Consider the following 25436-nt stretch of genomic DNA (forward strand, 5'->3'; position numbering starts at 1 on the left):
TCTCGCGCGCCTACCGCGGATGCCCGACGGGCGCCCGCCGTGCGCCGCCCGCCTCGAGCCGACGCAGCGCCGCCGCCCGCCTACCTCGGGTGCCGGACCGCCCCGGCCCCCAGGGCCTCGGCCATCGCCCGGGCGATCGGGACGTCGCCGTCGAGCCAGTCCAGCTCCGTCAGGGTCCCGGGCCCCTCCCACCGCAGCTCGTCGTGGTCCTGGAGGGGCTCGGGCGTCCCGGCGCGGAGCCGGGCCCACCACACGCGCATGACCATGCCCTCGACGATCGGCCAGTCGCCGCCGGCCGGACCGGGCAGGAGCGCGCCGAGCCGCACCCGCACGCCCAGCTCCTCGGCGAGCTCGCGGTGCAGGGCCTGGGCCGGGTCCTCCCCGGGCTCGACCTTCCCGCCGGGCAGCTCCCACCGGCAGGCCAGCGCGGGCGGCGCGGTGCGGCGCGCGCACAGCACGAGGGGTGCGCCGTCGTCGGGCAGGATCGCGGCGGCGACCACGAGCCGGGGCGTCACCACGGCTCGCCGGCCCGCGCGCGGTCCAGGAGGTCGTCGAGCTCGTCCTTGTCCACCGGCCACAGGTCCACCCCGACGTCGAGGGTCGAGTCCCCCTCGTCCCGGTAGACGATGCCCGACAGCGGCGAGACGTCGCGGAAGTCGCGGCCCCAGCCCAGCACCACGTACCTCGCGTCGACGAACTTGTCGTTGGTGGGGTCCAGGTGCACCCAGCCGCCGCCGGGCACCCACACCGCCACCCAGGCGTGGGTGGCGTCGACCCCGCGCAGCTTCTCGCGGCCCGGGGGCGGCTGGGTCTCGATGTACCCCGAGACGTAACGGGCGGACTGACCCACCGAGCGCAGCGCGGCGACCATGAGGTGCGCGTAGTCCTGGCACACCCCGCGCCGCCCCGCCAGGACCTCCTCGAGCGTGGTGTGCACGGTCGTGGTGCCCGGCGCGTACTCCAGGTCGCCGAAGATCCGGTGGCACAGGTCCCGCGCCGCGGCGACCAGCGGCCGGCCCGGCGAGAAGGAGTCCGCCGCGTAGGACAGCACCGCCTCGGTGGGCGCCGCGTGCTCCGAGGGCAGCGCGTGGTCGACGATCGACATCACCGAGCCGGCCCCCTCCCCGTGCTCGGCCTGGCCGGTGGAGCGCATGGTGGCGACCTGGGCGGCCGCCTCCTCCCAGGAGACCTGCGGGAGCCGCTCGGGGTCCGAGCGCCGGTCGATGGTCAGCAGCGAGCGGGCGACGACCTCGAGCTCGGTGTGCTCGGCGGTGACGTGGAAGTAGGTGACCCGGTTGCCGTGGACGTCGAGGTGCTCCTCGACCTCGGCCGGGTCGGGGGAGACCTGCAGGCCGGTGGTCTGCACGTTCTGCCCGCCGACCTGCCGGGGCAGGATGAGGGCGCGCCCGTAGGAGCTGCGCACCGGCGTCGAGTAGGTGTAGGTCGTGCGGTGCTCGAGGCGGTAGTGCTCCACGCTCACTGCCCCCACCGGCCCTCGGTCCAGCGCGAGGCAGGGGTGCGCGTGAAGTGCACGGCGGTGATCTCCCCGGTCAGCTCGCGCAGGCGCCAGGAGATCGAGGTGAGCACCTCGGCGAGGTGAGTGCGCGTGCCGTCGTCGCGGACCTCCTCGACGCGCTCCGTGCGCAGCTCCCCGGTGAGCTCGCCGACCTGGCCCAGCAGCTCGTCGCGCTGCCCGGTGGTGCGCGCGAGCGCGGGGAGCTGCTCGAGGTGCTCCTGCAGGGCGGCGACCTGGAAGGCCAGGGAGCGCGGGTTGGTGGCGTCGAGCAGGAGGAGCTCCAGGGCGGGTCCGAGCCCGCCGGCCGGGTAGCGGCGGCGGAAGGTGATGACCGACTCGTGGGCGGTGAGCACGGACTCCAGGAGCAGCTCCTCGGTGCCGGGCTCGCGGCGGGTGGCCAGCGGCTCGAGGGCGGTGACCACCGTCTGGGCGCGCTCGAGGCGCCGGCCGACGTCGAGCAGCCGCCACCCGATGTCCCGCACGAGGGACTCGGTGAAGATGCCGTGCAGCGCCATGAGGGACTCGAGCAGCCGCGAGAGGGTGGACTGCAGCCCCAGCAGCGGATCCGTGTCCTGCCGGCGGCGCTCGCGGCCGAGGACGCGCTCCAGGCTCGCGATGACGGTGAGGACGTCGGCCGGCAGGTTGTCGCGCACCCCGCGCGCGTCGCGGGTCATCCGCTGCATGCACCAGGCCACCGAGCCGGCGAGCGAGCGGTCGGTGACGAGTGCGCCGAAGGCGGGGTCCTCGGGGCTGCTGCCCAGGGCCGCGGCGAGCACCTCGAGGGCCTCCTGGCCGGGCTGCCCCTCGCGGTCGACGGCGCCAACGCCGGTGGCGGTGCCGGTGGCGCTGCCTGTCCCGGTACCGCTGGTGCTTCCGGCGTCGGGGCCGGCGACGTCCTCGGCGGGGCGCGAGCGGAAGTCGTCCCACCGGTCGGTGGCCACCGACAGCGCCCGCACGGTGGCCTCGGCCCGCTCGGTGTAGCGGCCCAGCCAGAACAGGTCCTCGGCGGCGCGAGGGGAGACCGCGGTGTCGGGGAAGCGGCCCGGCAGGGTCTCCGGCCGCGAGGCGCCCGAGGTGGTGACGGGCTGCGGCCGGTTGGTGATGACCCAGACGTCCTTCGCCCGCCCGGCCAGCGAGCCGCCCAGCGGCGTGGCCCGGTCGTCGTCGGCGGAGGAGCCCACCGCACCCGACATCACCTGGTAGTCCGCGCCGTCGGCGACGGCGAACATCCGCATCGAGGTGGCGCGCGGCTGGAGGGTGCCGCCGTCGACGGTGGGGGTGGTCGAGGCGTCGACCGGTTCCTCGCCGACCCACCAGCCGGGGCGCTCCGAGATGCGGGCGGCGAGCGCCGCACGCTCGGCGGTGCTCAGCTCCCAGCCGCGCACCGGCCGGTCCGGGCCGGCCACGGGGCGCACGACGAGCCGGTGCAGGTTGGCGATGACGTGGTTGCACATCGACCGCTCCCCGCACCAGTAGGTGACCGAGGAGGGCAGCAGCAGGTCGCCCAGGCCGAGGAAGCGCGCCGCCCGCGGCAGGTGCGCGCGCAGGGCGGGCGACTCGAGGACCCCGGCGCCGACGGGATTGACGACGGCGACCGAGCCCGAGCGGACGGCGTGCAGCAGCCCGGGGGTGCCGCCGCCGGTCGAGGAGCGGATCTCGAGGGGGTCGATCTGGGCGGCCGGGACGTACCGCAGCAGGACGTCGACCTGCTCCTCGGCGGCGAGGGAACGCATCGTCAGGCGCCCGTCGGCGACCCGCAGGTCCGAGCCGTGCACGAGGGGCACGCCGAGCATCCCGGCCAGGTAGGCCTGGTCGAAGTAGGTGGGGTGCTGGGGGCCGGGGGAGAGCACGGCGATGCGCGGCTCGTCGCCGGCGCCCGGCGGGGCGGCGTCCTGCAGGGAGCGCAGCAGCGTCTGGAAGTAGGGCCCCACGCGGCGCACGCGCGAGCGGCGGTAGACGCCGGACAGGACCTCGGAGATCACGCGCCGGTCGGCCATGGCGTACCCGGCGCCGGCGGGCGTGCCGGTGCGGTCCATGAGGACCGTCCACGTGCGGTCGGCGTTGCGGGCGACGTCGGCGGCGAGGTGGAGGAGGCGGTGCTGGCCGTGCACGGGCAGCACGGGCGCCTGGCGCGAGTAGCGGGGGTGCGCGAGCACGACCTCCGGCGGGACGGTGCCGGAGGTGAGCAGGTGGCGCTCGCCGTAGAGGTCCTCGAGGACGAGGTCGAGGAGCTGGGCGCGCTGGACGAGCCCGTTCTCCAGGTGCTGCCAGGCGTCGTCGTCGACGAGGACCGGCACGGGGTCGAGGTCCCAGGCCTGCGCGCTGTCCGGCTCGCCGTAGGTGACCGAGAGGTCCTCGAGGAGCTCGACGACCTCGGCCGAGGCGGCGGGCAGGGCGGCGGGGTCGGAGCCGAAGGGGCTGGTGAGGATGAGCTCCCACGCGCGCCGGTGGTCGGGGTGCGCGCCGTGCATCTCGTCGTGGACGGTCGCGCGCGAGCGGTACTCGTCGAGGAGCTGGCTCACGGTCCTCCCGTCGTCCTCGGTGCCACGTGCCGACCGCGCCCGAGGCTACCCGCACCTCACCACGGTGGTGGAGGGGCTGCTCACAGTCGTCGGGGGCGGCGCTCCGTGCAGGGCCGGTGGTGGGTATAGTGGGCGGGCGCTCCGGCGCGTCGCGGGTGTAGTTCAATGGTAGAACTTCAGCTTCCCAAGCTGACAGCGCGGGTTCGATTCCCGTCACCCGCTCCGAGGTCCTGGGCCGCTACGCCGTCTCGACGGTGTCGCGGCTCGGGACTTTTTTCGTGGGCTCGTGGCCGCGGGGCCGTGCCCGTGCGGCGTGTGCGCGTCGCGTCATAGCCTGGGCCCGTTGACGTCCGCCTACCGGAGGCCCGCCATGGACAGCGCACCCGACCCGTCGGCCGCACGACCCGGACGCGGCGAACCCGTGCCGACCGGGCAGGTCCCGGCCGACGGCGACGAGCCGTACGTGCCCTACCAGCCCGGTGGGCTCGACGAGCCGGCCCGACGCGGCGGGGCATCGCCGGCACCGGGGGCCGGCCCCGCGGCCGGCCCGGTGGGCGGCTCGGCGGGCGGCTCGACCGCCACCGGCGGACGCTCACGACGCGGCGCGACCGACGGCGAGCGCCCGATCGAGGAGCACCGCCGCACCGGCGTCGCGGGCAGCACCTGGGTCGCGCTCATCCTCGGCGCCGTCGTGCTTGTGCTTCTGCTCGTCTTCATCCTGCAGAACAACGTCCCCGCCGACTTCAGCTACTTGAGCTGGAGCTTCGAGCTGCCGCTCGGCGTGGCCATGCTCTTCGCGACGGTGGCCGGCGTGGTGGGCATGGGCCTGTTCGGCTCGATCCTCCTGCTGCGGTACGCACGTCGCGTGCGCCGGCTGGAGAAGGAGATCGGCGTCCTGCGCCAGGGCAGCCGCTGACGGCACCCATCGCGGATCCGTTGCGACGCCGGTCATGACGCTGTGCGACCCGGGGTGGAACGGGGGTCCTCCCGGGGTCGGACCGATCGCGGGCACAACTACCCGCGGGGCGGACGACGCCGCCGGGTCCGGAGCGCCATGCTCTGGGCATGACCACGACGCCCCCGGCCGCACGCGCGGTCCCGGCCGCCGTCGAGCCGACGTCCGCGGCGCAGGCCCGCCGGCTCCCGTCGGTGCGCGTCCGGGTGCGCCCGCGTCGTCGCCTGGCCCTCCTGCTGGGCCTGCCCGCGGCCGCCGTGGCGGCCGCCCTCCTGGTCACCCTCGTCGTCGAGACCGTCGCCCACCTCACCGCCTTCGGCGGCATCCTCGGGTACGCGGACCACATCGGTGAGCCGGTCGCGCTCGGCGTCGGCGCCGTCGTGGGTCTCGTGCTCGGCGCGATCGTCGCCGGGGGCGCCCTGCGCGAGTCGATGCGCGCCGACGTCTCCGCCCGCTCGCTGGCGATCACCTGGGACGACGCCCGGGTGACCGTGCCGCGCTCGCTCGTGGGCCAGATCGTCCTCGGCGAGGACCTGGTGGTCCTCGGCCGCGGCGAGGTCGAGCTCGCCCGGGTCCCGCTCCTGCTCGCCCGCGGCCCGCTGCGCACCGCGCTGACGGACCACGGCTACCCCGGGATCCGCGAGGACGACCCGCACGAGGGCGACTTCGTCGCCTGGGACAAGGACGACGACCGCCTCGACGAGGCCTCCACCCGCCTGCTGACCGCCCGCGCCGCCGCGGTCCACGACAGCCAGCACGGGGACGCCGAGCTGCTGCGCCGCCAGCTCGCCCGGCGCGGGATCATGGTCCGCGACCGCGGTGGACGCCCGGGCCGCCAGCAGTGGCGCCGCGTCGTCCCCCGCCCGCCGATGGCCACCGCCGCCTGACCGCGGGCCGTCCTGGCGCCGTGTCCAGGCCGATCGCCCTCGATGGCACAATCAGGTCCGTGCTGCTCTCCGACCGCGACATCCGTGCGCAGATCACCGCCGGTCGCGTGGGCCTCGACCCCTTCGACCCCGCCGCGGTGCAGCCCGCCAGCGTCGACGTGCGGCTCGACCGTCGCTTCCGGCTCTTCGACAACCACCGCTACGACGTCATCGACCCGAGCCAGGACCAGCCCGACCTCACGCGCCTGGTGACCGTCGGCCCGGACGAGCCCCTCGTGCTGCACCCCGGGGAGTTCGTCCTCGGTGCCACCGTCGAGCAGGTCACCCTCCCCGACGACGTCGCCGCCCGCCTCGAGGGGAAGTCCTCCCTGGGCAGGCTCGGCCTGCTCACGCACTCGACGGCCGGGTTCATCGACCCGGGCTTCACCGGGCACGTCACGCTCGAGCTGTCGAACACGGCGACCATGCCGATCCGGCTGTGGCCGGGCATGAAGATCGGCCAGCTCTGCTTCTTCCAGCTCACCTCGGCGGCGGAGAAGCCCTACGGGCGGGGTGCCGACGGGTCGCGGTACCAGGGGCAGCGTGGGCCGACGGCCTCCCGCTCCCACCTGCGCTTCAACCGCGTCGACGTGCCATGACGACCCGGCGGGAACGTCGCGCGGCGGAGCGTGCCCGGGAGCGGGCCGCCGCCGTCGACGGCGCGACCGCCGAGGACGCGACCGTGGAGGGCGCGACCGTGGAGGGTGACGCGACCGCCGCGGGCGACATGACCGCCGTCGACGACGCGACCGTTGCGCCGACCGCCCGCCGGCGCGACCGCCGCTCCCGGGTGCGCGGCGACGGCGCGCGCGAAGGCGACGATCCCGGTCGCGCGGGGGCCGGTGTCCGGACGCGGCGGCTCGACCGTTCGGTCGCCATGGCGCACCACCTGCTCGTCCTCGAGCGGCCGTGGTCGGCAGCGGCGCTCGCGGGCGTCCTCGTCGAGCGGATCACCGACCTGCGTACCCGCCGCGACGACGAGATCCTGCTCGGCCCCGGCGCCGTCCTCACCGGGCCGTGGGAGATCACCGCGGACCTCGCCGCCGAGCTCGACCTGCCCGGCGCCTGCGCCTTCGTCCTGCGGGTGCGCCCTGACCGCGGCGAGCCCGCCCCGCCGGAGCTGCGGGGGCTGAACCCGCTCGAGGACTCCTTCCCCGAGGGCTCCCCGCAGGGCGACGAGCTCGAGGCGCTGGAGAACGTCGTCGCGCTGGCACGCCGTCTCGGCGGAGCGGTGCGGGTGACGGGGACCGGCGCCGTCGTCGTGCCGGACCCGGCCGCAAAGGTGGACCGCCTCGTGCGCAGCGAGGTCGAGCTGGGGGCGACCGAGCTGGCCGTCCTGCTCGACCGGTACCTCGACGACGTCGTCATCCTCTCCGACGACATCTGGGGCGGCGGATCGAGCTCGGTCGGCGGCCGGATGAGCGGCGACGGCCCGGAGTGGGCGCGCGACATGGTGACGATCGAGGTGACGACGGTCGCCCCGCCCGTCCAGATGCCCGCGGTGCGCCCCAGGGTGAGACCGCAGGTCGCCGAGGGTGAGGCCGGCCGCTTCGTCGTCCCGCCGCTCGAGGCCCCCGTGCTTGGTGGCGGCGCCGGTCGCGCCGGCGACGGGCCCCCGCGCGACGGGCGCGGCGCCGACCTGCGCGGCGCGGACGACGGCGCGGCGCCCGGCTCGGTGCCCGGGGGACGACCGGTGCTCACCTACGAGGTCCGCTACCGGCCCGGGCGACCGATGGACGTGCTCGGCACGCACCCCACCCGGGCCGGACGGCGTGCACGTCGCGGGGGGCAGCGGGTGGTCGACGGCGTGGCGGCCGACCTCGTGGGGCTCATCGGCGGGCACGTCGTCGACGACGACGGCTTCCACCGCGGCGTCACCGACGAGAACGCCTGACGCCCGGTCCGCTACCGGCCGGGCTCCCGCAGGCGCGCGTCGGGGGCGGACGCCCTGCCCGAGCGGCGCAGCCGCAGCGCGGCCAGGACGGTGAGCACGAGGAACGGGAGCGTGGCCAGGCACAGCACCCAGAACCCGCCGTAGGTGACGACCGGACCCGAGGCGATCGCGCCGACCGCCGCCACCGCGTTCATCGCCATGTCGCCGCTGCCCTGCACGAGGGGCCGCTGGCCGGCGGTGACGGCCGAGGTGAGCATCGAGGCGCACGGCACGGTGACGAACGACCAGCCCAGCCCGACGAGGAACAGCCCCACCCCGACGCCGAGCCGGGACGGGCCCGCGACCGCGCAGGTCACGGCGCCGGCGGCGAGCACCGCCTGGCCGGCGAGGATGACGGGCACCGTGCCGAGGCGGTCCGAGAGCGACCCGACGACCGGGGCGAAGGCGAACATGCCGAGCACGTGGAAGGAGATGACGATCCCCACCACCGCGATGCCCTGACCGTGGTGGTCGAGGTGGACCGGGGTCATCGTCATGATCGAGACCATGACCAGGTGGGCGAGGACCTGGGCGGTCAGCGCGAACCGGGCTGCCGGGATCGTGCCGACGAGGCGCAGGGCCGCCCGCACCGAGGTGCGCCCTCGCCCGGCAGGCGCGTCAGCAGTGGGGGCGGCGGCCGTGCCGGCCGCAGGGCCACTGGCCGCAGGATCACCGGCCGCGACGGCCGGACCACCGGCCGTGTCGCTGACCGGATCGGCGCCAGTACCGGGGTCCTGCACCGCCGAGGTGCGGGCCGCGCGCAGCCGCACCGCCAGCCGGAGCGGGTCGGGCCGCAGGAGCACGAGGACCGCCAGGCCCGCCAGCAGCGTGAGCGCGCCGGCGATGAGGAACGCCCCGGTGTACTCCGGCAGCCCCAGGCGCGCCTCCAGCGCCTCACCGGGCACGCCGAGGTTGGGGCCCATGACGGAGCCGATCGTGCCGACCCCGACGACGAGCGCGATCGAGCGGCCCCGCCGGTCCGGCGCGGCGAGGTCGGCCGCGGCGAAGCGCAGCTGGAAGTTCGCGGCCACGCTGACGCCGACGGCGAGCATCCCCGCGACGAGCAGCAGCACCGAGCCGAGCATCGCGGAGCCGACGAGGATGCCCGCGCCGACGCCGCCGGTGACGTAGGCGGTGGCCAGGGCGCCGCGGCGGCCCCACCGGGCGGCGAGCATCCCGAGCGGGACGGCCGCGAGCGCCGCCCCGATCGTCGTGCCCGAGCGGGCGAGCCCGGCCCAGGTCTCCGACTCGACGACGGCGCTCGCCAGCAGGATCCCCACCGACGGCGCGGCCCCCGCACCGAGCGCGCCGAGCACCTGGGCGACGGACAGCGTGCCCAGCGTGCGGGTCCGGACGCGCTCGAGGGCGGCTCCCTCGGGCAGCGCGTCGCGGCCGACGTCGGTGCGTGGCCCGCGGGCGTTCGGCGCGGGGGAGCGGCTCATGCGCCGTGACCGCGTCGCGCGGCGGCGAGCATGAGCTGGGCGACGTCGGTGACCCGCACCCCGGGCTCGCCCGCCCCCGCCGTCGCGCCGGTCGCCCCGCCGTCGCCCGCAGCGGGGAGCTCCTCGAGCGCCGCCCGAGCGCCCGCAGCGGCCACCGGGCCCGAGGAGCCGAGCATCGTCGTGCAGAACGGGCAGGCGGTGGCGATCGTCGTCGCCCCGGTGTCGAGGGCCTCCTGGGCGCGCACGTCCGAGATCCGCGTGCCCGAGCGCTGCTCCATGAAGGCGCGCGCACCGCCGCCCCCGCAGCACATCGCCGTCTCGCGGTTGTTCGACATCTCGACGAGGTCCAGGCCCGGCACCGCGCCGACGAGCTCGCGCGGTGGGGTGTAGACCCGGTTGTGCCGGCCGAGGAAGCAGGGGTCGTGGTACGTCACCCGCTCGGTCCCCCCGTCCTCGGGCGGGGCCAGGCGCAGGCGTCCCTCGCGCACGAGCCGCCCGAGGAGCTGGGTGTGATGGACCACCTCGTAGCTCCCGCCCAGGGCCGGGTACTCCTTGGCCAGGGTGTTGAAGCAGTGCGCACAGCTGACGACCACGGTGGTCGCGCCGGCCGCGTCGAGGGTCTCGACGTTCTGCGCCGCCAGCATCTGGAAGAGGAGCTCGTTGCCGGCGCGCCGGGCCGGGTCGCCCGTGCAGGTCTCGCCCTCGCCGAGCACCGCGAAGGAGACCCCGGCCAGGTCGAGCAGCTCGACGATCGCGCGCGAGGTCCCGCGGGCCCGCTCGTCGTAGGCGCCGGCGCAGCCCACCCAGAACAGGAGGTCGACCTCGGCCAGCGACTCCACGTCCACCCCGAGCACGGGCACCTCGACGTCGAGGCCCTTGGTCCAGGCGAGCCGCTTGCGCGGGGACTGCCCCCACGGGTTGCCCTTGCCCTCGAGCCGGCGCTGCACGGTGCCGAGCTCCTTGGGGAAGGCCGACGCCATGAGGGCCTCGTGACGGCGCAGGTCGAGGATGGTGTCGACGTGCTCGATGTCCACCGGGCACTGCTGGACGCAGGCGCCGCACATCGTGCACGCCCACAGCACGTCGGGCTCGATCACGCCGCCCACGAGCTCCGTCGGCGTCGCGGGCGCGCCGCCCTCCGGTGCGGCACCGGCGGCCATGAGCGCCCCGAGCACGTCACCGGTATGCACCGGGGTGCTCGGCAGGTCCGGGGACGTGGCGACGACGTCGGTCGCGGTGCCGGAACCGGTCTGGAGACCGGTGTCGGCGCCGGTGAGGCGGGCGGCCGCTCGGGCGAAGGGAGCCAAGGCCAGCGCGTGGTCGCGCAGGGCGACCGTCAGCAGCTTCGGCGACAGCGGCGCCCCCGTGGCCCAGGCCGGGCACTGCTCCTGGCAGCGCCCGCACTCGGTGCAGCTGGCCAGGTCGAGGAACCCCTTCCAGGTGAGGTCCTCGACGCGGCCCAGGCCGAGGCGGGCGTCCTCGTCGGCCTCCTCGAAGCCGTCCAGGTCGAGGGCCACGCCGTCGAGCACGAGGGGCCGCGCCGCTCCGAGGGCGGGGGACCCGTCGGCCTCGCGGGAGGTGAGCACGTTGAGCACGCCGAGGAACCGGTGCCAGGCCACCCCCATGGCCGGTGAGCGGCCCACCACCCACAGCCATGCCGCCGAGACGAGGATCTTCACGAGCGCGACGACGAGGACCGCCGCCTCCAGGCCGGCCACCGGCGCGCCGTCGAGCAGCGGACCCAGCCAGGCGGTGAGCGGGAAGTGCGACGCGGAGGCGAGCTCGGCGCTCGCCGGGTCCGCCGCCAGCAGCGCGCGCTCGAGGACGCGCAGCGCGAGCACGCAGACGAGAACGAGCGCGATCACGGCCTCGACGAACCAGGCCTGCCAGCGGCTCGAGCCGAAGAACCGCGAGGAGCGCCGTTCCTTCGATGTCGTGACCAGGCGCAGCCCCGTGAGGTAGGTGATACCGAGCAGGCCGCCCCAGGCCAGGACCTCGACCAGCCACTCCCAGGGCGGCAGGTGGCCGACGAGCGGCAGCGAGAACCGGGGGTCGACGATCTGGCCCAGCGCCTGGGCGATGGTCAGCGCGAGCACCGGGAAGGAGACCATGACGAACCAGTGCGCCACCCGCACGGCGCGTCGGCCCGCGAAGCGGCGGTGCGTGAGCAGCTCGGCGAGCGTGCGCGCCACCCGTGGCCACAGCGGCGTCCAGCGGTCCGGGGCGGGTCGGGCGGCGGCGAGCGCACGGACGATCTCCCGTGCGCCCGAGACGAAGCCGGCGGTCCCCACCAGCAGGGCCGCCACGGCCACGACGAGGGCGATCACGTTCCACTGCACCGGCTCAACCTAGCCGCCGCGGCGCAGGTGCGTGCAGGACCATCTGGACGAGAGCCGTGCGCGGCGCACGAGACCTTTACACTGTGCCTATCCCCGTCCGCCGGTCGCACCGGCGCGGACCGTCCCGCACGCCCGGTGGTCCGGGACCTGTCCGCCGGTCGGGGGCTGCCGCCGCACCCGCGACCACGATGGGGGACAGCCCATGCTCGAGCTGCTGGTGCTCCATGCTCTCGTGGCACTGGTCGCGCCGGCGCTCGTCGCCCGCCTGGGCCGTTCGGCCTTCCTCCTGCTCGCGCTCGCCCCCGCCTCCGCGGCGGGCTGGGCGCTGTGGCACACCCGCTCCGTGCTCGACGGCGAGGGCCCCACCCAGTTCGTGGCCTGGGTGCCCGGCTTCGACCTGCACCTGGACTTCCGCCTCGACCCGCTGTCGTGGCTGATGACGATCGTGGTCGGCGCCGTCGGTGCGCTCGTGCTCGTCTTCTGCGCGGCCTACTTCTCCCGCACGGCCAGCGGTCTGCCCCGCTTCGCGGGCGTGTTCGTCGCCTTCGCCGGTGCCATGCTCGGCCTGGTCACCACCGACAACACGCTCCTGCTGTACGTGTTCTGGGAGCTGACCACGGTCTTCTCCTTCCTGCTCATCGGGCACTCCTTCGACCGGCAGTCCGCGCGGCGCGCCGCGGTGCAGGCCATTCTCGTCACCACGCTCGGCGGCCTGGCGATGCTCGCCGGCCTCGTCGCGCTCGGCGAGATGGAGGGCGGGTCCTACCGGCTCTCCGGCCTCGTGCAGGCCGGCGCCGAGGGACGCCTCGCCGACGGGCCGCTGCTGGAGACCGCGATCGTGCTCGTGCTCGTCGGCGCGATCAGCAAGTCCGCACTCGTGCCGTTCCACTTCTGGCTGCCGGCCGCCATGGCCGCCCCGACGCCGGTCTCGGCCTACCTGCACGCCGCCGCCATGGTCAAGGCCGGGGTCTACCTCGTCTCCCGGCTCGCCCCCGGCCTGGCCGACAGCACCTCGTGGCAGGTGGTCGTCCTGGGTTTCGGCCTGGCCACGCTGCTCATCGGCGGCTACCGAGCGCTGCGCCAGCACGACCTCAAGCTCGTCCTGGCCTTCGGCACCGTCTCCCAGCTGGGGTTCCTCGTCACGCTCGTGGGCCACGGCGACCGCGGGGTGGCCCTGGCCGGCCTCACCCTGCTGCTCGCCCACGCCCTGTTCAAGTCCTGCCTGTTCCTGTCGGTGGGCATCATCGACTGGGCGGTCGGCACCCGTGACCTGCGTAAGCTTTCCGGGTTGGGCCGACAGACGCCGGTGCTCGCCGTCGTCGCCGGGATCGCCACGGCCTCCATGGCCGGGCTGCCGCCCACCCTGGGCTACGTCGGCAAGGAGGCCGCCCTCGAGGCGCTCCTGCACGGCGGCTCCACCGTGGACACCGTGGTCCTCGTCGGTGTCGTGCTGGGCTCGATCCTCACCCTGGCCTACGGGCTGCGCCTGTGGTGGGGGGCCTTCGGCACGAAGCGGGGCGTCGAGTCCACCGAGGTGCCCCGGCGCTCCCGGCTCATCATGGCGCCCCCGGTGCTCCTGGCCGCGCTCTCGCTGGCGGCGGGCCTCGTGCCCGCTCGGGTCGAGCACTTCCTCGCCCCGCACGCCGACACCCACCCGGGCGAGCCGGGCCACCTCACCCTGTGGGGCGGCGTCGGGCCGGCGTTCTGGCTCACGGTCCTGGTGATCGTGGGCGGCGTCGTGCTGTTCACCTTCCGCAGCCAGGTCGAGCGGGCCCAGGCCGTGCTCCCGGACCACGCCGGCGCGGAGGGCGTCTACCGGCGCTCGCTGGTGGGGCTGGACCACTTCGCGGCCGACGTCACGGCGCTGACGCAGCGCGGTTCCCTGCCCGCCTACGTCTCGACGATCTTCGTCACCCTGGTCGCCGCCGTCCTCTCGGCGCTGGTGCTGTTCCCCGGCGGCGTCCCCGCGAGCCTGCGGGTGGCCGACTCGCCGCTGCAGGTCGCCGTCGCCGCGATGGTGTGCGTGTCCGCCCTGCTGGCGGCCCGCTCGCGCCGCCGGCTCAAGGCCGTCCTGCTGCTCGGGGTCGCCGGGTACGGCGTCGCCCTGCTGTTCATCCTCCACGGTGCCCCGGACCTGGCGCTCACCCAGGCGGTCGTCGAGACCGTGACGGTGGTCGTGCTGGTCCTCGTGCTGCGCCGCCTGCCCGCCTACTTCTCCAACCGGCCGCTGGCGGCCTCCCGGTGGATGCGGGTGATCATCGGCTCCGGGGTGGGCGTGACCGTGACTGTGGTGGCCCTGTTCATGACCGGTGGGCGGATCCACCCGCCGGTCACGGTCGACTTCCCGGGCGAGGTCTACGAGTACGGCTACGGCTCGAACATCGTCAACGTCACCCTCGTCGACACCCGCGCCTGGGACACCCTCGGCGAGATCTCGGTGATCGTCGCCGCCGCCACGGGCATCGCCTCGCTCGTCTTCGTCCGCATGCGCGTGGGCAGGATCGAGCGGCGCGTGGAGCCGAGGCAGGGCACCCCCGGGGTGTGGGCCGAGTACCCCGACCCGGCCGCGGGCGTGCGCGTGCAGCGCTACAAGGCCACGCCCGACCCCGCCCTGCGCGACCCGCAGCGCAACCAGCGGTGGCTCGCGGCGAGCGCCACCCTGGCCCCGGTGCGGCGCTCGGTGATGTTCGAGATCGGCGCGCGGCTGATCTTCCACACGCTGATGATCTTCGCCCTCTACCTCGTCTTCTCCGGCCACAACGCACCCGGCGGCGGGTTCGCCGGCGGCATCGTCGCCGGGATCGCGCTGGTGGTCCGCTACCTCGCCGGCGGACGGTTCGAGCTGGCGGAGGCCCTGCCGCTGCACCCCGGGCACCTGCTCGGCTCCGGCCTGGTGGTCGCCGCCGTCGCCGGCCTGACCCCGCTGGCCTTCGGCGGCACGATCCTGCAGAGCGTCGACGCCTACTTCCACCTGTGGCCCTTCGGCGAGGTGCACGTCGTCAGCTCGCTGGGCTTCGACCTGGGCGTGTTCCTCGTCGTCGTCGGCCTGGTGCTGGACATCCTGCGCTCGTTGGGCGCCGAGGTCGACCGGCACGGCGAGCTCGAGGGCGAGCAGGCCCCCGACCTGTCCCACGACGACCCCGCGCGCGCCGCGGACGACCGGGTCGCCGGCGTCGACCGGCGCGACGAGGTCGACGACGAGCTCCAGGACCAGGCCGCTACCACCGCGCGCGCCGGCGGCGCGACGCCCGACCAGGGGAGGGAGAGGCAGTGATCGACACCAGCCCCTCGGTGGCGCTCCTCGTGGTCGTCGCGGTCCTCATCGGGACCGGCGTGTACCTCGTCCTCGAGCGCTCGCTCTCGCGCATCGTCATCGGCGCGAGCCTCATCACCCACGGCATCAACGTCCTCATCCTCGTGGCCGGCGGTCGCGCCGGGGACCCGCCGCTCATCGGCACCACCGATGCCGAGGACATGTCCGACCCCCTGCCGCAGGCGATGATCCTCACCGCCATCGTCATCAGCCTCGGCATCACCGCCTTCCTCCTGGCGCTGGCCTACCGCTCCTGGCAGCTCAACGGCCACGACGAGGTGCAGGACGACCTCGAGGACCGGCGCATCGCGCGCCGCGCCGCCCGCGACGAGCTCGACGCGCGCTCGACGGACGACTCCGGATCCACCCTCGAGCAGGAGGCCGCCACGACCTTCGACGAGACCGACACCGAGCACGGCTCGGGCCGGGCGAGCCACGCACCGCCGCCGCCGGGGTCGGCCGAGACCCGCGTCGGCGTGCGCGGCGTGCCCCGGGCGGCCGTGGGCGCCGAGCAGGTCGACCGGCCGGCGCGGACGGACGCGCGCGACGGGCGCGCAGGCGGCGATCGCGCGGACGACCGGGGCTCGCGCGACGGGCGCGGCGACGACCGGCGCTCGGGCGGCGACCGGCGCCGCGCCGGTGAGCACGACGGGGAGGCACGCTCATGAGCTGGCTCCTCGCCGTCCCGGTCATGCTGCCCATCCTCGGTGCGGGCGGCTCGCTCGTGCTCGCCCGCTTCCGTCGCGCGCAGGGCATCATCTCGGTGTCCGTGCTCAGCATCGTCCTGGCCGTGGCCATCGTGCTGCTGGTGGCCGTCGACTCCGGCCCGGTCGTGCTCAACATCGGCGGCTGGTCGGCGCCGGTGGGCATCGTCCTGGTTGCCGACCGGCTCTCCGCGCTCATGCTCGTGGTCTCGGTGGCGGTCACCCTGGCCGTCCTCGTGTACGCGTTGGCGCAGAATCTCGCCGACGGCGACGAGGGCGCGCCGGTGACGATCTTCCACCCGACCTTCCTCGTCCTGTCGGCCGGCGTGTCGAACGCCTTCCTCGCCGGGGACCTGTTCAACCTCTACGTCGGCTTCGAGATGCTGCTGGTGGCGAGCTTCGTGCTCATCACCCTGGGCGGCACGCGCGACCGGATCCGTTCGGGCACGGTCTACGTCATCGTCTCCCTGGTCTCCTCGCTGGTGTTCCTCGCCGGCATCGCCTTCGTCTACGCGGCCGCGGGCACGGTCAACATGGCCCAGCTCGCGCAGCGCCTGCCCGAGCTCGACCCCGGGGTGACCATCGTCCTCGAGGCGGTGCTGCTGGTCGCCTTCGGCATCAAGGCCGCCCTGTTCCCTCTGTCCGCCTGGCTGCCCGACTCCTACCCGACGGCGCCGGCGCCGGTGACCGCGGTCTTCGCGGGCCTGCTCACCAAGGTCGGCGTCTACGCGATCATCCGCTCCCAGATCACCCTCTTCGGCGACGACCGGCTCAGCCCCGTCCTCATGTGGGTGGCCCTGGCGGCGATGCTCATCGGCATCTTCGGCGCCGTCGCGCAGGCCGACCTCAAGCGACTGCTGTCCTTCACGCTCATCAGCCACATCGGCTACATGATCTGGGGCGTCGGCACGGCCACGACGGCGGGGCTGTCGGCCGCGATCTTCTACGTCGCCCACCACATCACCGTCCAGACCGGCCTGTTCCTCGTGGCCGGGCTCATCGAGCGGCGCGGCGGGACCACGTCGCTGGTCCGGCTCGGCTCGCTGGCCCGGCTCGCCCCCCTGCTGGCGGTGCTCTACCTCGTCCCGGCGCTCAACCTGGCCGGCATCCCGCCGTTCACCGGCTTCCTGGGGAAGGTCGGCCTCATGCAGGCCGCCGCCGAGGACGGCTCGTGGATGTCCTGGATGCTCGTCGCGGGTGGCCTGGTGACCTCGCTGCTCACCCTCTACGCCGTGGTCAAGGCGTGGAACATGGCCTTCTGGCAGGAGGCGCCCGAGGAGCTCCAGGGCACCCCCTCGCCGCGGACGATGACCGTCTCGGCGGGCGCCGTCGTCGCCCTGTCGCTGGCCATCTCGGTGGCGGCCGGCCCGATCGTGCGCTACGCGGACACCGCCGCACGCGACCTCATGCTGCGCACCCCCTACATCGCGGCCGTCCTGCCGGGCGGCGAGCGGGGCGACGGCATCTCCGACGAGGTCGCCGAGCAGGGCGAGGAGTCCGGCGACCTGCCCGTGGAGACCCCGAGCGAGGAGCCGTCGCTCGGAGAGGAGGGTGTCCCGTGACCGACCGCCACACCCCGGGCCGGGCCGGGGTGGAGACCGCCGCCGACCCGCGCACCAGCTCCGCGCGCCCGTCGGGCAGCCACCGGCCCGGCGCCCGCGCCGCCTGGGGCCGGCGCCGCCGCACGGCCGCCGCCCGACGGCGCCTGGCCCCGACGTCGTGGAAGCTCGTCATCGGGCTCACCGTGGTGTGGGTGCTGCTGTGGGGCGACCTCTCGCTGGGCAACCTCGTGGCCGGCTTCGCGCTGGCGCTGTTCGTCACGATCCTCATGCCGATGCCGCGGGCCACCGGACGCACCACCGTGCGGCCGCTGGCGGTCGTCGTGCTCGCCGCGGTGTTCGTCAAGGAGGTGCTCGTCGCCTCCTGGGACATCGTCACGCTGGTCGTGCGGGGGCGGGCGCCGCGCGGCGCCGTCATCCGCGTCCAGATGCGCTCGCACTCCGACCTCATCCTCACCGCCACCGGCGGCATGTGCTCGCTCGTGCCCGGCTCGCTGGTGGTCGAGGCCATGCGCAACTCCGGGATGCTCTACATGCACATCCTCGACGTCGACGTCGCCGGCGGTCTCGAGCAGGCGCACGCCGACGTGCTCGCCCAGGAGGAGCGCCTGCTGCGTGCCTTCGCCACCGACGACCAGCTGGTCGACGCCGGCTTCCGCCCCGGCTGGTCGCGCCGCGCCGGACGCCTGCCGGCCCCCTCGGTCGAGGGCGCCGCAGCCTCCGCGCCGGCCGAGGACCCGGCCGGGACGAGCACGGGAGGTGAGGCCTGATGGAGATCGTCGTCTACGTGTGCCTGGGCATCGTCGTGCTCGCGATCTTCGTCGCGCTGGCGCGGATGGAGCGCGGTCCCTCGACCCTCGACCGCGCGGTGGCCACCGACGTCGTCACCGCGTCCGTCGTGGCGCTCATCGCGCTGCTCATCGCCTGGACCGGGAGCGCGGCCTACGTGCCGATCCTCGTGGTGCTCACGCTGGTCGGCTTCCTCACCACGGTGACGATCGCGCGGTTCACCTCGGTGGAGCGGTCCGACGAGGCGCGCATCCTCACCAAGGAGGAGCTCGAGCAGGTGCTCGAGCGCGAGCGGGAGATGGACGACGACGACGCGCCGGTGCACGGTCCGGAGTCGCCGCGCGTGACGGGGGAGGAGCAGTCATGAGCTGGACGGCGGTGGCCTCGGTGCTCGGCGGTGTCTTCCTCGTGGCGGGTTCCCTGCTCGTCCTGGTCGCGGCGGTCGCGCTGGTCCGGTTCCCGGACCTGTTCGCGCGCATGCACGCTGCGGCCAAGCCCCAGGTGCTCGGCCTGTCCCTGCTGATGATCGGCGTGGCTCTCGAGGTGCGCGACTCCCGGATCGGGTGGACCCTGGTCCTCGTCGTCGCGTTCCAGTTCCTCACCGCACCGATCAGCGCGCACATGGCCGGGCGCGGCGGCTACCGCACCGGTCGCGTGGACCGGTCGGCGCTCGTGGCCGACGAGCTGGCGGAGGACATCGAGGCCGCCGGAGGGGACCACGCGTACAAGCAGACTGGGGCATGATCGTCCCAGCGGGAGCGCACGGCCGACCGTGCGGGACACCGACAACCCCCGGGACGCCCGTCCCGGACCACGGAGGGCAGAGATGGACATCGGCTGGAAGATCGTCAGCACCGGCGCCGGCGCGGTCGCGGGCATCGCCGCGAACAAGATCCTGCAGAAGGGCTGGGTCGCGGTGACCGGGCACGAGCCGCCGGAGGCCATCGACGGCGACGACTCGGTCTCGCTGGTCGAGATCGTCATCTTCTCCGCCGTCTCGGGCGCCGTCATCGGGCTCATCCGTCAGCTCGCCACGCGCCAGGCCGCGAAGTGGTACAAGCCCGCGGAGCTCGAGCTGGCCAAACTCACCGACGACGACTGAGGCCCCGCCTCGCCGGGGTAGCATGGCCGGCGAACGACAGGGGAGCGCCCACGTGGCGCTGAGAGTGCGGCACGCCGCAGACCCTCGAACCTGATCCGGTTAGCACCGGCGGAGGTAGTCGGGACTTCTCTCCGTCGTCGCGGCACCCGCCGCGACGACGAACCCTGCGCACCCACACGGGAGGCAGGCCATGCACAGCAGCATCACCGGTACGACCAGCAGCACCCGCACGACGACGATCACCGCCCGCGTCCGCCCGGCGCGGCTCCTCGGCGCCACCGCCCTGGCGCTGACCCTCGCCGGCTGCTCCCTCGGCGGCGGGGACAGCTCCGACGACCCGGCACCGGGGAGTGGCAGCGACGAGGCGGGCACGGAGAGCGGCAGCGGCGAGGCCGCGGGCGGCGGCTCCGGCAACGGGGGTTCCGGCAGCGGCGGCGAGGTCGCCCTGGTCACCCACGACTCCTTCAACATCCCCGAGGAGCTCGTCGCGCAGTTCGAGCAGGACACGGGCTACACGCTCGTCGTCACCGCGCCGGGCGACGCCGGCAGCGTCGTCAACGAGCTCCTGCTCTCCGCGGGCAGCCCGAGCGCCGACGTCGTCTACGGCATCGACAACGCCTACGCCACGCGCGCGATCGACGGCGGGGTGCTCGAGCCCTACATCTCGCCCGCGCTGCCGGACTCCGCGCAGGACCTCCTGCTCGAGGGCAGCGACGAGCTGACCCCGATCGACTTCGGCGACGTCTGCCTCAACGTCGACACCGCCTGGTTCGCCGAGGACGGCCGCCCCGCGCCGACGGACCTCGAGGACCTCGCCGACCCCGCCTACGCCGACCTCACCGTCGTCACCGACCCCAACACCTCCTCCCCGGGCATGGCCCTCCTGCTCGCGACCGTGGCCGAGTACGGCGAGGACGGGTTCGCCGGGTACTGGCAGCGCCTGGCGGACAACGGGGTGCGCGTCGTCGACTCCTGGTCGGACGCCTACTACGTGGACTTCACCGTGGTCGGCGGCGACCGACCCGTCGCCCTGTCCTACTCCTCCTCGCCGGCCGCCACCCTCACCGAGGACGGCTCCGCCTCGACCACCGCGGCGGTGATGGACACGTGCGTGCGGCAGGTGGAGTACGCGGGCGTGGTCGCGGGGGCGGCGAACCCCGAGGGGGCGCGCGCCGTCGTCGACTGGCTGCTCTCGGAGGAGGTCCAGGCCGCGCTGCCCGGGTCGATGTACATGTACCCCGTCGACGACGCCGCCGCGCTGCCCGAGGAGTGGGCCGAGTTCGCGCCGCCCGCCGAGGAGCCGCTCGGTGTCCCGGCCGCCGAGATCGAGGCGGGCCGGGAGGAGTGGCTGCGCGCCTGGGACGAGGCCGTCGCCGGGTGAGCCCGGCTCGGCGGGCCGCGCGCGCCCTCGCCGTCGGGGTGCCGGTCCTCTTCCTCGCGGCCTTCTTCCTCGCCCCGGTGGCGGTGCTCGTGGTGCACGGGCTGCTGCCCGGCGAGCGGATCCCCGGCATCCCCGCGGGCGACCCGTTCCTCGAGATCCTCGCGCGACCGTCGACGATCGAGGCGCTGGTGCGCACCGTGGTCCAGGCGCTCGCGGCCACGGCGTGCGCCGTGGTGCTGGGCGTGCCCGGTGCCTACGTGCTCTACCGGCGCACCTTCCCGGGGCGCCGCCTCGTGCGCGCGGTGGTGGCGGTGCCCTTCGTGCTGCCCACGGTGGTGGTGGGGGTGGCCTTCCGGGCGGTCCTCGCGCCCGCGGGGCTGCTCGGGCCGCTGGGCCTGGACCGCACGCCGTGGGCGCTGCTCGCCGCGCTGGTGTTCTTCAACTACTCGGTGGTCGTGCGCGTGGTGGGGCCGGCCTGGGCGGCGCTCGACCCGCGCACCGAGCAGGCCGCGCGCACCCTGGGTGCCTCGCCGTGGCGGACGCTGCGCACCGTCACCCTGCCGGCGCTGGCCCCCGCGATCGCCTCGGCGGCCGCCCTCGTGGCCCTGTTCTGCGCGACCTCCTACGGCATCGTGCGGAGCCTGGCGCCGCTCGGCTGGTCGACGGTGGAGACCGAGATCTGGCGGCAGGCCTCGCGCAACCTCGACCTGCGGGCCGCCGCCGTGCTCTCCCTCGTGCAGATCCTCGTGGTGGTCGCGGCGATGGTGCTGGCCGGGCGGCTGCGCTCGGCGCCGGCGCGGCTGCGGCCCCGCCCGCCCACGCCGCTGAGCCTGCGCGAGACGCGGACCCTGCCCGCGGTGCTCGTCACCGCCGCGGTGGTGCTCGGGCTGCTCGTGACGCCGATGCTCGGGCTGGTCGAACGGTCGCTGCGGGCGGCGGACGGGTCATGGACGCTCGACCACTTCCGGGCCCTGGCCACCGACGTCGGCGGGGCCCTGCCGCGCTCCGTGCTCGAGGCCACCGAGCTCTCGCTGCGGTCGGCGGTCGACGCCACCGTCGTCTCGCTCGTGGTCGGGCTGCTGGCCGCCCTCGTCGTCGCGGGGCGCCCGGGCGCGGAGCCGGTGACGAGTGGTGGTCGGGGAGGCGCCGCACGCCGTGCCCGAGGTGGTGTCGCCCGCCGCCCGTGGGGCGCCGCGACCGGCCGACCGCGGGGAGGCGCCCGCCGCTCGCGGGGCGGTGCCACCGGCTCGGTGCTCGACACCCTGGTCATGCTGCCGATCGGGGTCTCGGCGGTGACGGTCGGCTTCGGCTTCGTGCTGATGTCCGGGTGGCTGCCGTTCGACCTGCGCGGCTCGGCGCTGGCGGTCCCGGTCGTGCAGGCGGTGGTGGCCGTGCCCCTGGTGGTGCGCACGGTGGTGCCGGTGCTGCGGTCCGTCGCCGCCGGTGAGCGGGAGGCGGCCGCCACCCTCGGGGCGACGCCGTGGCGGGTGCTCGTGACGATCGACGGCCCGCACCTGCTGCGGGCCGGCGGCGTCGCCACGGGCTTCGCCTTCGCGGTGTCGATGGGCGAGTTCGGTGCGACGAGCTTCCTCGCGCGGTCGACGGACCCGACCCTGCCGGTCGCCGTCGTGCGGCTGCTCGGGCGACCGGGCGCGGAGACCCACGGGGCGGCGATGGCCGCGGCGGTGCTGCTCGCCGCGACGACGGCGACGATCATGGCGCTCGCGGAGCGGGCCCGGGCGGAAGGAGACGTCGGATGGTGACAGGAGCAGGGCGCGTGCCGGAGCCGGAACCGGCACGGGCGGCGGGCCTCGACGTCGAGCAGGTCTCGGTGGTCTACCCGAGCGGATTGCGGGCCGTGGACCGGGTGAGCCTCGACGTCGCTCCCGGTGAGGTGCTCGCCCTGGTGGGCGCCTCCGGGTCGGGGAAGTCCTCCCTGCTGCGGGCGGTCGCGGGCCTCGAGCCGCTCGACGGTGGGAGCGTGCGGATCGGTGGGGCGGACCTCGCCGGGGTCCCGGTGCACCGCCGGGGGGTCGGCCTGGTCTTCCAGGACGGCCAGCTCTTCGACCACCTCGACGTCGGCGGGAACATCGCCTACGGGCTGCGCTCGATCCCTGCGGCACGTCGTCCGGACCGGGCCGCCCGCGCCGCCCGGGTGGCGGAGCTGCTCGAGCTGGTCGGGCTCGCCGACCTCGCCGACCGTCCGGTGACGACCCTGTCCGGCGGGCAGGCGCAGCGGGTCGCGCTGGCCCGAGCGCTCGCGCCGCGCCCCCGCGTGCTGCTGCTCGACGAGCCGCTCTCGGCCCTCGACCGTGCGCTTCGCGAGCGCCTGGCGGTGGACCTGGCGGCGATCCTGCGGGCGGCCGGGACGACCGCGGTGCACGTCACCCACGACCTCGACGAGGCCTCCACCGTGGCCGACCGGGTCGCGGTGCTCTCCGGCGGTCGGCTCAGGCAGGTCGCGACGCCGGCCGAGCTGTGGCACGCCCCTGCCGACCGCGAGGTGGCCGAGCTCCTCGGGCACGGCCCGGTGCTGGCCGCGGAGCGGCTCGGCCTCGGCGCGGGGGAGGTGGCGCTCGCGCCGGGCGCGCTCGTGCTCCTCGGACGAGGCGAGAGTGGCCCGGGGCGCGACGACGGTGACGCCGGCGATGGTGCTGGCAGGACTGCCGGCGGTGTCGGCGGGAATCCCGGCGACGGCGTCGGGGGCCAGGCCGATCACCAGGCCGGCGCTGGTGCCGGCGGGGGTGTCGACGAGGGCGCCGGTCGTTCCGGCGACTCGACCCGCGGCCCCGACGAGGAGGTCGTGGCCCACCTCCCGGTGCGTGTGCGGGGCGTGCGGCACGTGCGCGGCCGGACCTGGGCCGACGTCGAGCTGACCGACCTCGCACCCACCGACGGTGAGCCGGCCCGGGCCCTGGTGCCGCGGGGCAGCGTGCCGCCGACCTCGATGGAGGACCGTGCGACGTCGGCGGGAGACCCGTCGAGCCCCGTGCCCGAGGTGCGGGGCCGGGTTGCGGTGCTGCGCTCCGGCGTCGTGCGGGTGGGGGAGGCTCCGGCCGGCTGAGGCGCCCCGCCCTCAGGCCGCCTCGGGGAACCGTGCGCGGAGCTCGGCCACGCCGGGCCCCTCGAGCCGTTCGACGTACGTGCGCCGTCCGGCCATCGCCATGACGAGCTCGAGCGTGGTCCCGGTGACCCGCGGGCCCTCACCGGTGCGGAAGATGCCGTCGGTGGCGACGAGCTCGAGTCCCTCGACGGCGGATCGCGAGTTCACCGCCCAGTCCTTGGCGGCGTAGCCGATGGCGACCTGCTCGACCGCCTCGGGGTCGGGCACCGTGGCGATGCCGAGCGGGGTGCGGATGTCCATCCCGTGCACGACGACCTCGCCGAGCCACGCCCAGGTCGTGCGGGAGGGTTCGACCCGGCTCGGGATGGTGGCACGGAAGTGCCGGAGCGTCTCGGCCGGCGTCGACCCGAGGTGCCGCGCCAGCAGCCGCGCGTTGTGCACGTCGGTGCGGAACCGGGAGCCCACCATCGAACGCAGCCAGGTGAAGAATCCCGTGGTGCCCGCCGCGGTCAGGTGGGCGAGGGTCTGCTCGACCGTCCAGTCGCTGCTGAGCGAGCGGACCTGCCACTGCTCGTCGGTGAGCGGCTCGAGATCGCGGGCGAGGCGGGCCCGCTCCTGCGCGATCGCCTGCCACAGCCGGTCCCGGTCCCAGGTCTCCATGGCGCTCCCTCCCGTCGCGGCCGCCGCTCGGACGGTGGCGCCGATAGTGCCAGGGTGCCACGACCGGTGGCGGTCCGTATCGGTCAGCGACCGACGGGCGCGCGGCCCGTCGCGGCGAAGGTCGCGGCGAGCCCGACGGCGTCGTCGGCGATGATCCCGTCGACGCCCTGGTCGAGCAGGCGCCGCACGTCGCCCGGTGCGTCGACCGTCCAGGCGACGACCCGCAGGCCCAGCTCGTGCGACATCTGGACGAGGCGCTCGGCGACGCGCGGGTTGCCCATGAGGACGGCGCGCCGCAGGCGCCAGGCCGCGTGCGCGTAGGACCCGCCCTCGGCGACGCGCCGCGGCGGCCGCACCCCGGCGAGCGCGGCGCCGTAGAGGGTGAACAGGGACTGCCAGCCGATCGCCGAGGCGACGCCCGCCCGGTCGCGCACGGCGGCGAGCCAGCCGTCGAAGGCGCCGGCTACGCAGACCCGGGCCGCCGAGCGCGTGCGCCGCACCGCGGCGACCAGCGGCTCGATGGCGGCCTCCTCCTTGAGGTCGATGATGAACCGGGCGTCCGGGAACCACGCCAGCAGGTCCTCGATGCGGGCGACCGGCTCGGCGCCGAGGACCCGCGTGGTCGACAGCTCGGCCCAGGTGCGTGCCGCCACGGGTCCGCGCAGGTCGGTGACGCGGTCGAGGGTGGCGTCGTGGAAGGCGACGGCGACGCCGTCGGAGGTGACCCGGACGTCCGTCTCGAGGTAGGTGAGCCCGGCGAGCGAGGCCCGGGCGAAGGCGCCCACCGTGTTCTCGGCGGCGTTCGTGAGGCCGCCGCGGTGGGCGATCGCCCACGGACCGGGGTGCGCGCCGTAGGGCGTCTGGATGGCGGGGTGGCGGTCGTGCCCGGCCGGCGACGGCGCCGAGGGGTGCGAGGGTGACAGCTCGACCTCGCCGGGTGCTGCCGGTGCTGCGAGCGGCGAGTGACGGTAGTGCTTCGCGGGTTCCGCCAGGGTGGCCACAGCGCCATCCTCGCCCCGGGCGAGGCCGTCGCCGGCCGATCCGCGCGAGGATCACGAACTGTTCACCGAGTCGCCCACCGGGCGTCTCCGGGGCGTCTCCCGGACGTCGCCGAGGCGCCGCCGGGCTGACGCGGGGCCGCCACCGGGCCCTCGCCGAGGCGCCGCCGACCCGTTCGGCCGTGAGCGGAGGCACCTCGGCGCCCGGGTCAGGGTGGGCGACAATGAGCCGG

At 75.3% G+C, this 25436-nt stretch carries 21 protein-coding genes, 1 tRNA gene and 1 riboswitch; of the genes, 15 read left to right on the forward strand and 7 right to left on the reverse strand.

The annotated features are described in order from the left end of the window. Window positions 1–80: 80 nt before the first annotated feature. Genes AC3D3D_RS09925 through AC3D3D_RS09935 form a run of 3 tightly spaced genes read right to left on the reverse strand, consistent with a single transcriptional unit; the run spans window position 81 to window position 4038 of the window. Window positions 81–515, reverse strand: a complete 435-nt coding sequence (locus AC3D3D_RS09925; protein WP_463661910.1) for a (deoxy)nucleoside triphosphate pyrophosphohydrolase — start codon at window positions 513–515, stop codon at window positions 81–83. Continuing rightward, a complete protein-coding gene (locus AC3D3D_RS09930; RefSeq protein ID WP_488511933.1) occupies window positions 512–1480 on the reverse strand; it encodes a transglutaminase family protein in 969 nt (322 codons plus the stop codon). The genes AC3D3D_RS09925 and AC3D3D_RS09930 overlap by 4 nt, the downstream gene beginning before the upstream one ends. Further along, complete coding sequence (locus AC3D3D_RS09935) at window positions 1477–4038, reverse strand: circularly permuted type 2 ATP-grasp protein (protein WP_463661912.1); 2562 nt, start codon at window positions 4036–4038, stop codon at window positions 1477–1479. Before AC3D3D_RS09935 ends, AC3D3D_RS09930 begins: the two co-directional genes overlap by 4 nt. A gap of 151 nt (window positions 4039–4189) precedes the next feature. Between AC3D3D_RS09935 and AC3D3D_RS09940 the strand changes: the two genes are divergently transcribed. The 5 genes from AC3D3D_RS09940 to AC3D3D_RS09960 all read left to right on the forward strand — a co-directional run bounded on the left by AC3D3D_RS09940 (window position 4190) and on the right by AC3D3D_RS09960 (window position 7813). Then, window positions 4190–4260, forward strand: a tRNA-Gly gene (locus tag AC3D3D_RS09940). Window positions 4261–4408: 148 nt separating this feature from the next. Further along, window positions 4409–4954, forward strand: coding sequence for a LapA family protein (locus AC3D3D_RS09945; RefSeq protein WP_463661913.1), 546 nt, complete (start codon window positions 4409–4411; stop codon window positions 4952–4954). A gap of 149 nt (window positions 4955–5103) precedes the next feature. Further along, a complete protein-coding gene (locus tag AC3D3D_RS09950) occupies window positions 5104–5880 on the forward strand; it encodes a YqeB family protein (protein WP_463661914.1) in 777 nt (258 codons plus the stop codon). Between the two features lie 59 nt (window positions 5881–5939). Next, window positions 5940–6518, forward strand: coding sequence for a dCTP deaminase (gene dcd / locus AC3D3D_RS09955; protein ID WP_463661915.1), 579 nt, complete (start codon window positions 5940–5942; stop codon window positions 6516–6518). Further along, on the forward strand, window positions 6515–7813 hold the full coding sequence (locus AC3D3D_RS09960) for a hypothetical protein (protein WP_463661916.1): 1299 nt from the start codon (window positions 6515–6517) through the stop codon (window positions 7811–7813). Before dcd ends, AC3D3D_RS09960 begins: the two co-directional genes overlap by 4 nt. A gap of 11 nt (window positions 7814–7824) precedes the next feature. On the opposite strand, the gene AC3D3D_RS09965 is transcribed toward AC3D3D_RS09960, so the two are convergent. Both AC3D3D_RS09965 and AC3D3D_RS09970 read right to left on the reverse strand, forming a co-directional pair. Next, window positions 7825–9294, reverse strand: coding sequence for an MFS transporter (locus AC3D3D_RS09965; RefSeq protein WP_463661917.1), 1470 nt, complete (start codon window positions 9292–9294; stop codon window positions 7825–7827). Then, window positions 9291–11633: a (Fe-S)-binding protein gene (locus tag AC3D3D_RS09970; protein WP_463661918.1), complete on the reverse strand. Its 2343-nt coding sequence runs from the start codon at window positions 11631–11633 to the stop codon at window positions 9291–9293. Before AC3D3D_RS09970 ends, AC3D3D_RS09965 begins: the two co-directional genes overlap by 4 nt. A gap of 202 nt (window positions 11634–11835) precedes the next feature. On the opposite strand from AC3D3D_RS09970, the gene AC3D3D_RS09975 reads away from it, so the two are divergent. From AC3D3D_RS09975 to AC3D3D_RS10020, 10 genes are all read left to right on the forward strand, one after another. Then, entirely contained in the window at window positions 11836–14907 is a 3072-nt protein-coding gene (locus AC3D3D_RS09975) for a Na+/H+ antiporter subunit A (RefSeq protein ID WP_463661919.1), read from the forward strand. After that, the gene (locus AC3D3D_RS09980) at window positions 14904–15614 is read left to right on the forward strand and encodes a Na(+)/H(+) antiporter subunit C (RefSeq protein WP_463661920.1); all 711 of its coding nucleotides are present in this window, start codon (window positions 14904–14906) and stop codon (window positions 15612–15614) included. Before AC3D3D_RS09975 ends, AC3D3D_RS09980 begins: the two co-directional genes overlap by 4 nt. After that, window positions 15611–17212: a Na+/H+ antiporter subunit D gene (locus tag AC3D3D_RS09985; RefSeq protein WP_463661921.1), complete on the forward strand. Its 1602-nt coding sequence runs from the start codon at window positions 15611–15613 to the stop codon at window positions 17210–17212. The genes AC3D3D_RS09980 and AC3D3D_RS09985 overlap by 4 nt, the downstream gene beginning before the upstream one ends. Further along, on the forward strand, window positions 17209–17979 hold the full coding sequence (locus tag AC3D3D_RS09990; RefSeq protein ID WP_463661922.1) for a Na+/H+ antiporter subunit E: 771 nt from the start codon (window positions 17209–17211) through the stop codon (window positions 17977–17979). Before AC3D3D_RS09985 ends, AC3D3D_RS09990 begins: the two co-directional genes overlap by 4 nt. Next, entirely contained in the window at window positions 17979–18365 is a 387-nt protein-coding gene (locus tag AC3D3D_RS09995) for an MrpF/PhaF family protein (protein WP_463661923.1), read from the forward strand. The genes AC3D3D_RS09990 and AC3D3D_RS09995 overlap by 1 nt, the downstream gene beginning before the upstream one ends. Beyond that, the gene (gene mnhG / locus AC3D3D_RS10000) at window positions 18362–18742 is read left to right on the forward strand and encodes a monovalent cation/H(+) antiporter subunit G (RefSeq protein WP_463661924.1); all 381 of its coding nucleotides are present in this window, start codon (window positions 18362–18364) and stop codon (window positions 18740–18742) included. The genes AC3D3D_RS09995 and mnhG overlap by 4 nt, the downstream gene beginning before the upstream one ends. Window positions 18743–18824: 82 nt before the next feature. Further along, on the forward strand, window positions 18825–19100 hold the full coding sequence (locus tag AC3D3D_RS10005) for a DUF4235 domain-containing protein (RefSeq protein ID WP_463661925.1): 276 nt from the start codon (window positions 18825–18827) through the stop codon (window positions 19098–19100). 28 nt (window positions 19101–19128) lie between these two features. Then, window positions 19129–19234, forward strand: a riboswitch (TPP riboswitch). A 56-nt stretch (window positions 19235–19290) separates the two neighbouring features. After that, entirely contained in the window at window positions 19291–20481 is a 1191-nt protein-coding gene (locus AC3D3D_RS10010; RefSeq protein ID WP_463661926.1) for a thiamine ABC transporter substrate-binding protein, read from the forward strand. Beyond that, on the forward strand, window positions 20478–22244 hold the full coding sequence (locus AC3D3D_RS10015) for an ABC transporter permease (protein ID WP_463661927.1): 1767 nt from the start codon (window positions 20478–20480) through the stop codon (window positions 22242–22244). The genes AC3D3D_RS10010 and AC3D3D_RS10015 overlap by 4 nt, the downstream gene beginning before the upstream one ends. Continuing rightward, entirely contained in the window at window positions 22238–23545 is a 1308-nt protein-coding gene (locus tag AC3D3D_RS10020; protein WP_463661928.1) for an ABC transporter ATP-binding protein, read from the forward strand. Before AC3D3D_RS10015 ends, AC3D3D_RS10020 begins: the two co-directional genes overlap by 7 nt. A 12-nt stretch (window positions 23546–23557) precedes the next feature. Here AC3D3D_RS10020 and AC3D3D_RS10025 read toward each other — a convergent pair whose 3' ends face one another. Both AC3D3D_RS10025 and AC3D3D_RS10030 read right to left on the reverse strand, forming a co-directional pair. Beyond that, window positions 23558–24205, reverse strand: a complete 648-nt coding sequence (locus AC3D3D_RS10025; RefSeq protein WP_463661929.1) for a maleylpyruvate isomerase family mycothiol-dependent enzyme — start codon at window positions 24203–24205, stop codon at window positions 23558–23560. A gap of 83 nt (window positions 24206–24288) precedes the next feature. Then, window positions 24289–25206, reverse strand: coding sequence for a glycerophosphodiester phosphodiesterase family protein (locus AC3D3D_RS10030; RefSeq protein WP_463661930.1), 918 nt, complete (start codon window positions 25204–25206; stop codon window positions 24289–24291). Between the last annotated feature and the right edge of the window lie 230 nt (window positions 25207–25436).

It is taken from the genome of Georgenia sp. X1117 (assembly GCF_057784635.1).

Bases quoted from the DNA above. Each gene is read 5' to 3' on its own strand.
- AC3D3D_RS09945 (WP_463661913.1), top strand. From the start codon at position 4,409: ATGGACAGCGCACCCGACCCGTCGGCCGCACGACCCGGACGCGGCGAA.
- AC3D3D_RS09950 (WP_463661914.1), top strand. From the start codon at position 5,104: ATGACCACGACGCCCCCGGCCGCACGCGCGGTCCCGGCCGCCGTCGAG.
- AC3D3D_RS09960 (WP_463661916.1), top strand. From the start codon at position 6,515: ATGACGACCCGGCGGGAACGTCGCGCGGCGGAGCGTGCCCGGGAGCGG.
- AC3D3D_RS09965 (WP_463661917.1), bottom strand. From the start codon at position 9,294: ATGAGCCGCTCCCCCGCGCCGAACGCCCGCGGGCCACGCACCGACGTC.
- AC3D3D_RS09975 (WP_463661919.1), top strand. From the start codon at position 11,836: ATGCTCGAGCTGCTGGTGCTCCATGCTCTCGTGGCACTGGTCGCGCCG.
- AC3D3D_RS09985 (WP_463661921.1), top strand. From the start codon at position 15,611: ATGAGCTGGCTCCTCGCCGTCCCGGTCATGCTGCCCATCCTCGGTGCG.
- AC3D3D_RS09995 (WP_463661923.1), top strand. From the start codon at position 17,979: ATGGAGATCGTCGTCTACGTGTGCCTGGGCATCGTCGTGCTCGCGATC.
- mnhG (WP_463661924.1), top strand. From the start codon at position 18,362: ATGAGCTGGACGGCGGTGGCCTCGGTGCTCGGCGGTGTCTTCCTCGTG.
- AC3D3D_RS10005 (WP_463661925.1), top strand. From the start codon at position 18,825: ATGGACATCGGCTGGAAGATCGTCAGCACCGGCGCCGGCGCGGTCGCG.
- AC3D3D_RS10010 (WP_463661926.1), top strand. From the start codon at position 19,291: ATGCACAGCAGCATCACCGGTACGACCAGCAGCACCCGCACGACGACG.
- AC3D3D_RS10020 (WP_463661928.1), top strand. From the start codon at position 22,238: ATGGTGACAGGAGCAGGGCGCGTGCCGGAGCCGGAACCGGCACGGGCG.
- AC3D3D_RS10025 (WP_463661929.1), bottom strand. From the start codon at position 24,205: ATGGAGACCTGGGACCGGGACCGGCTGTGGCAGGCGATCGCGCAGGAG.